A 7283-nucleotide genomic window follows, 5' to 3' on the forward strand; every position below is an offset into this window, starting at 1 on the left:
TAGTGATTTAAAGAGAAAAGTGATAAACTGATAGAGTAAATGATATGAAAATGCTGCATCGCTAATAGATGATTAATCCTAATGAAGAGAATATACTTCAATAATAGATGTTGCAAATAATGATTGAAGGGGTGTAATGAATGAAGGAACAGCTTTCATGGAAAGTTGGCGGACAGCAAGGTGAAGGTATTGAGAGTACAGGTGAAATCTTTTCCATGGCCCTCAATCGCCTTGGGTATTTCTTATATGGTTACCGTCATTTCTCCTCCCGTATTAAAGGAGGACATACAAACAATAAGATTCGTGTAAGCACCACGCAAGTACGTGCGATTGCGGACGATTTAGATATTTTGGTTGCATTTGACCAGGAAACGATTGATGTGAATTACAAAGAATTACATAGCGATGGCGTTATTATAGCTGATGCAAAGTTCAAACCTGTGAAACCTGAAGATACGGATGCTTCCCTTTACATTGTTCCCTTCACTGAATTAGCGACGGAGCTCGGGACTTCCCTCATGAAGAACATGGTGGCAGTGGGGGCTACCTGTGCCGTTCTCAATCTGGATCCAATCGTTTTCAAGGAAGTAGTGGAAGAGATCTTTGGTCGCAAAGGTGAAACGGTCGTTGAGAAAAATATGGAAGCGATCAAGCAGGGATTCGCTGCGATGAAAGCAGAACTGGGTGACAAGGTCGGTTCCCTGCAACTGAAAGAAGCAGACGGGAATAAACGTATGTTCATGATCGGAAACGACGCCATAGCTCTGGGTGCACTCGCAGGAGGCGTTCGATTGATGGCGGCTTATCCGATTACACCGGCATCTGAAATCATGGAGTATCTCATCAAGAAGCTGCCGATGGTCGGTGGGACCGTCATCCAAACGGAGGATGAGATCGCAGCTGCCACTATGGCGATCGGAGCGAACTACGGAGGGATCCGTTCCTTCACGGCTTCAGCAGGACCAGGGCTGTCACTTATGATGGAAGCGATCGGGCTATCCGGAATGACAGAACAGCCGCTTGTTGTGGTGGATACGCAGCGCGGGGGACCGTCTACTGGGTTGCCTACGAAACAGGAACAATCCGATTTAATGGCGATGATTTACGGAACTCACGGTGAAATTCCTAAAATCGTCCTGGCACCAAGTACCGTTCAGGAAGCGTTTTATGATACAGTGGAAGCATTTAATCTGGCGGAAGAGTATCAATGCCCTGTCATCATTCTTTCGGATCTTCAACTTTCCCTAGGTAAACAAACTGTGGAGCCCCTTGATTACAGTAAAGTGGAAATACGCAGAGGAAGGCTTGCAGCCAATGAATCTGAATTAGAAGAATTAGAACCAAAGAAATATTATAAGCGCTTTGAAGTGACGGAAGATGGGGTATCACCCCGCGTCATCCCTGGTATGAAAAATGGGATCCATCATGTTACAGGCGTTGAGCACGATGAAACCGGAAAGCCATCCGAATCTCCTGTGAACAGACAGGCGCAGATGGATAAACGTATGCGCAAACTTGAGAATATCAAATTCCAAAATCCGATTCACACACATGCCCCTCATGAAGAGGCTGACTTGTTATTAGTAGGTTTCAACTCCACACGCGGAGTAATTGAGGAATCGATGGGTCGTTTGGAAGCCGATGGATTGAAAGTGAATCATGCTCATATCCGTTTGATCCATCCTTTTCCGTCCGATGAATTGGAGCCACTTATGCATTCAGCGAAGAAAGTGGTCGTGATTGAAAATAACGCTACCGGTCAATTAGCCAACATTATCAAAATGAATGTAGGCTTCGGGAATAAAATCGTTAAAATGACAAAGTATGATGGAACACCATACTTACCAAATGAAATTCATTCAAGATGTAAGGAGTTGAACTGATCCATGGCTACCTTCAAAGATTTCAGGAATAATGTGAAACCAAACTGGTGTCCTGGATGTGGGGACTTCTCGGTACAGGCTGCGATCCAACGGGCTTCTGCCAATGTGGGTCTGGATCCGGAACAGTTAGCGGTCGTTTCAGGGATCGGATGTTCAGGACGTATATCCGGATACATCAATTCTTACGGCTTTCATGGAATCCACGGGCGGTCACTTCCAATCGCCCAAGGATTGAAAATGGCCAATAAAGACTTGACCGTCATCGCTTCAGGCGGGGATGGGGATGGATTTGCCATTGGTCTTGGGCATACGATCCATGCCATTCGCCGGAATGTGGATGTCACATACATTGTAATGGACAATCAAATTTATGGATTAACAAAAGGACAAACGTCTCCACGTTCGTCCGCCGGTTTCAAAACCAAGTCTACGCCACAGGGGTCGATCGAACAGGCACTTGCCCCGATGGAAATGGCCCTTTCAGCAGGAGCAACCTTTGTCGCTCAAAGCTTTTCTTCTGACTTGAAAGAACTGACGGCATTAATCGAAGCGGGACTTAACCATAAAGGTTTCTCCCTGATCAATGTGTTCAGCCCTTGTGTCACATATAATAAAATCAATACGTACGATTGGTTTAAAGAGAACCTTACAAAGCTCGCTGATGTAGAAGGTTATGACCCGTCGAATCGGGAGCAGGCCATGAGTACACTCATGGAGAAAGATGGACTGGTTACAGGTTTGATTTATCAAAACAATGAACAGCCATCTTACCAGGACCTGGTGTCTGGTTATTCCGAAGAGCCTCTCAGTACTCATGATTTACGATTAGATGAAAGTAAATTTGATGAATTAGTGAAAGAATTTATGTAATGGAAGAAACCGGACTCCTTTTTTAGGGGGCCGGTTTGTTTTTTAATTTATTGATTTCTTCATTTAAGAGGGAATTGGTGAATTGAAGATGCTGGATGGTATTTTCATAATTTTTCAGAGTGTCTTTCGTGGAGATGGATTCTTCTTCATCGTATACAAATACTTTATCCTTCAAGTCTTTGATGTTCATTCTGACGGATTGAAGTGACCGGGTAAAGTTGTTATTATCCTCCTGCATTCTTTTTAATTCTTCCTGTAACACTTGAATGGATGACTCATTCTCCTTCTGAACTTCCCCTGCACGTTCCAGACCTTCTTTCTGTCGTTTGTTGACCCATTCATAAAGTATCTTGGAGTCCATCAGAAGATTATGTGACTCATATAACTCGATCTCATTCAAGTAGAGGCGATTTTTTAATGTTTCATTGTCATACAGGAGACGATGAATCTGATCCTCATTCACACACTTCTCAATATGCAAATCGTGCTCCCGTGACGCCAATTCTATTCTCACATCCTTAAGTAACGCCTCAAGCTCCCATATTTGGATTTCTTTTTTATATAATTGTTTTTGTATTTCTTGGTTAGCCTTTAATAGAAAATCCTTCTCTTTTAGTAAGTAACTGTTCTCAACTTGTAAGGACAGGATTTCGTGTTCCAGTGAACTTCTTGAATCAAGGAATTGTTCCGTTTGTTTCTCTGTACCAGATACATAATGAATCGTGAACGTCCGTAGCTGGTCCTTGACCTGGTTCAGGATGTAACGGAGCTTTTTCACTTCCCTTTCCTGTGCAGACAAAAGGGCTTGATATCTTGAGGTTTCCGTGTTTCTTTCATAAGCCTGGATTTCAAGCTCCTGAAGATAGGTCTGAATTCGGCTTTGTAATAGATCGTTTTCTTTTTTGATGGCGACATAATGTTGAGCACGGCTTCCGTTTTCTAATCTTTCACACTTCTTTTTGTACTTTTCCATTTCAGATTTATAATGGATGATTTGCTGCTGTAGCTGGATGTTTGAAAGTTGTCTCACGTACGTAAGCTCCTTTCGGGTTTTTCTAATATGTATATGTATGAATCAGGATGAACGGTATTTGTCCATGAAAGAAGCCATGTAAACTTCCCAGCGTTTACATGGCTTTTATATATAATTAATATCATTGCAATGATAGGATAATCGTTCACGTTCGTAATATTCATTTAAAGGAAGCAGCGTAACCATAAAAGTTGAAACACACTATATATAAAAGTTGAATTGAAATGTTCATCATGTTGCATGTTTATTCAGTTTTGTTATTTTATTCCTCCTTTCCTTATGGTATATGATATGAGGATTTAGATACTGGTGTACTGTCAAACGTCTATAGAATCAGCCTATTTTTTAATAGTATTAAAAAAACTATTAATACGCCTACTAACTTTTTTTAAAATAAATAGGTATTTACTCTATACCAATTTCGTTCTCGTCCATAGGATATAGTGTGATATAAATATTCATTAAAAGAAAGGAAGATTTGTTTGAAGAAGCGTAAACAAATTAGGGGTTCCCAGACTCCTACACCAACACCGACGGGTATTCCCTTGGATCAAAATGACCTAGCACCAGAATGTATCCGCGTAGACAAAGTATATGACTGGGTGTTCTTTGCGAACAAGTATGAGAATAAGAACTTTATTCCAGATGAAGCATGTCGCGCAGCAGTCAGTGCAGCCTTAGCGGCAGGCATGAGAGTTGAGGTGCAAACTGCCCCGGTAAATCCTGCTGACGTCAGCGTTTCAGGTTCAATCATTGAAAATGGTAACCCTGGAAAAGTCCTTATTGTCTGGACAGTACCTGTAGATGTGACAATCCTGATTGATGGAGTAGCGGAGTGTTCATTCACTGTGCGCACTCAGTTCACAGACGAAATCATGCTTTGTGTGCCGGTCGGAATTACAAATGACAACTTAAATATCAGAGCGACTCAAGTTATTGCTACTTCCGGTGGAGTTTTGATGGGACCAGATCCATTTGGACCAATGATTCCATTGAAGGTCGTACTATGTAAAGATGTTCAAGTTGAGTATCCGGTCAAGCTTGAAGTATTGGCTAAATTCTGTTTCCCACGCCCTAACAATATTCCTGTACCAGAAGAAAGACTTCAATGTGACTTGAGCCTTCTTGAATTCCCTCGTCAATGCCCAGGTTTATTCCCAGTTGATAACTGTGAATGCCAGGCGACTGCTCTTGCTAGAAACGAAGATACACTAGCAGCTTTTGGTGCAGATACTGTAACAGGACTATCAACCCTCAGAGCAGAAATTTGTCAGGAATGCTCGCTTGCTGATAGCACTTGGTCTTACTCATTCACTGATACAGAAGTAGGTCCTACACCGGCGCCGACTGGAACAGGATTCCAACCGGACTTCAGCTTCACTTTTGATCCATCATCCATTGATAGCGTTACTTGCAGCGAGGATGGATTGACAGCTGTAGGAGAAGGTATCCGCTACTTTGATGGGGCACCTGAACAGTTGTTCTACGAATTACAAATCGTTACAGGATTATTAGGTCCTATCTCAGAAGGCTTCCGCTTAATCTTAAGAAATACAGCTAATGTTGTAATCTTTGATAGTGGATATGTAGAAGCATTGGTTGAATTCGGTGAGTGTGACACATTTGCAGACTTACTTGGCGGATTGGATGATTAATTAAGTCAGGGAGAGAGGAAGCTCTCTCCTTTTTTTTTTAACATGTATACAAACCATACATAAGATAATAAAAAAAATAAATGGAGGTGAATAAGATGAGTGAGAAGGAGAGCAAGCCCGATTCATGGAAAGAAGGAACGGAAGTATTAAATGATATTCATTTGATATCTGAAGAACTCGAGTCTCTATACAATCATTATTCAAGGAGAATAAAAAGTGTGTCAGAAGAATTGTCCAGGGAAAGAGGAAAGCATAAGGTGTATCAATCAGAAATTGCGGAGAATCATCATACAATCCAGATGTTGACAGCACAGATTGAATATTTACTTCAGGATATCGAAAGAAAGCATCAGCTCTATATTCATCTGCAGAATGAGGAACATGTATCTGAAGAAATCAACTCAGACATTACAGAAGCGGAGCCTTCTGTTGAAGATATTCCTGAAGGGGATTTGTGGAAAGATTCTGATTATCTCCTTCCTACAGCCATCCCTGAAATAAGGGTGATCTATGAAAGCACTCATAGTCAAAATAAATCATTACTTGAAAATGTGAAAAATGAAGCTATATCTTTGCTGATTGAAGCGAATGACTACTTTGTATCCGAGAGCAGTAAGTCCATTGAGGCGAAGATATATTCCGATTATTTCCAGTCGCATTTGGAGTGGATAAGAAAGCAACGAACACAATACACTGTGGGAAAAAACGAAAGGTGGTATACAATTATGTGGAAATTTTTATGGGGGCAAGAAGAAAATAATCATCCGGAAATTCTTAAGAAACTTGGTTTGATCGAAGAACAATTAGTCACATACTCTTCCAAATTCAATGAAGTCAAGGAATCTTTGAATCAGAGCAATTCGAGAGAGGAAACCACTCAAAATTACTTGCAGAAAATGAGTCAATTACATGATGAGTTAAAAAAAATCGAGGAACATTATGAGGAAGAACTCCATTCATTAAGGAACCAAATTGAAGAATTCAAACAGAGAGAATCAGATCTTGAACGACAAGTAACTTTATTAAATGAAAAATATACGGGTAAGCAGAAGGAAAGCAATCAGCGGGAAATCGAACTGGAACAAGAACTGGTGAAGCTTCGTCAAGATTTAAAAACACAATCTAATAGAAAAAATGACCTTTATAATAAAATGAAACAGCAGAGTTCGGTAAAAAAACAAATTCCTCAAGTAAATCCTCAATTTGAAGAATATGGTAATATCCCTATGGCTTCTGAAGCGAAACGAACGATGTTTAACCCAAATAAATACATCCGATGATTTTGAAAGGGGGGGAGAAGATGAATTCCAAGGATCAAAATAAACTATACAGGCAGTTAAAAAGCACACCCATTGGTATTAAAAAAGAACAAAGAAAACAGATGGAAGCGAAACGCACAAAGTTTAAATTCAAAGGATGCGGGTGTAACGCTTAAAGAGAGAGTCTTTCTTTCCAGAGAACTGTACCAAGCAATAGTGACAGAATGTAAGAAAGAACTTCCCAATGAAGCATGTGGATTTATTTCCGGTCTTGATGAGAGATGTAAACATGTTTGGCCCGCCAAAAATATTAACCCCAGTCCCTATACTTTTGCCATTGATCTAAATGAACAAGACAGGATACTGAACAAGGTGAAAAGAAAAAATGAAGACCTATTAGGTATGTATCATTCTCATCCTTATGGAAAAGCCGTGCCTTCTGAAGATGACATTCATCATGCTCCCAGTCAAAATATGTATTACTTCATCCTAGCCCTGGGGAGAGTAAAGACAGACATCAAATGCTATAAAATCAGTAAAGATAAAGTGAAAGAAGTGGCCATTGAAATTTATGGCTAAAAAG

6 protein-coding genes are annotated in these 7283 nt (G+C 40.6%); 5 read left to right on the forward strand and 1 reads right to left on the reverse strand.

Features of this window, described 5'->3' with window-relative positions:
- The first annotated feature begins 140 nt into the window (after window positions 1-140).
- Complete coding sequence (locus BVI01S_RS09530; protein WP_061809971.1) at window positions 141-1883, forward strand: 2-oxoacid:acceptor oxidoreductase subunit alpha; 1743 nt, start codon at window positions 141-143, stop codon at window positions 1881-1883.
- Between the two features lie 3 nt (window positions 1884-1886).
- Complete coding sequence (locus tag BVI01S_RS09535) at window positions 1887-2753, forward strand: 2-oxoacid:ferredoxin oxidoreductase subunit beta (protein WP_034760054.1); 867 nt, start codon at window positions 1887-1889, stop codon at window positions 2751-2753.
- A 22-nt stretch (window positions 2754-2775) separates the two neighbouring features.
- On the opposite strand, the gene BVI01S_RS09540 is transcribed toward BVI01S_RS09535, so the two are convergent.
- Window positions 2776-3783 (reverse strand): coiled-coil domain-containing protein, encoded by a 1008-nt coding sequence (locus tag BVI01S_RS09540; protein ID WP_061809972.1) that lies wholly within the window; start codon window positions 3781-3783, stop codon window positions 2776-2778.
- A 485-nt stretch (window positions 3784-4268) separates the two neighbouring features.
- Between BVI01S_RS09540 and BVI01S_RS09545 the strand changes: the two genes are divergently transcribed.
- From BVI01S_RS09545 to BVI01S_RS09555, 3 genes are all read left to right on the forward strand, one after another.
- Complete coding sequence (locus BVI01S_RS09545; protein ID WP_061809973.1) at window positions 4269-5441, forward strand: BMQ_0737 family morphogenetic spore coat protein; 1173 nt, start codon at window positions 4269-4271, stop codon at window positions 5439-5441.
- Between the two features lie 95 nt (window positions 5442-5536).
- A complete protein-coding gene (locus tag BVI01S_RS09550) occupies window positions 5537-6721 on the forward strand; it encodes a hypothetical protein (protein WP_061809974.1) in 1185 nt (394 codons plus the stop codon).
- Between the two features lie 72 nt (window positions 6722-6793).
- Entirely contained in the window at window positions 6794-7279 is a 486-nt protein-coding gene (locus BVI01S_RS09555) for a M67 family metallopeptidase (RefSeq protein WP_082804703.1), read from the forward strand.
- The last annotated feature ends 4 nt before the right edge of the window (window positions 7280-7283 follow it).

The organism is Rossellomorea vietnamensis NBRC 101237, assembly GCF_001591825.1.
GTDB lineage: Bacteria > Bacillota > Bacilli > Bacillales > Bacillaceae_B > Rossellomorea > Rossellomorea vietnamensis.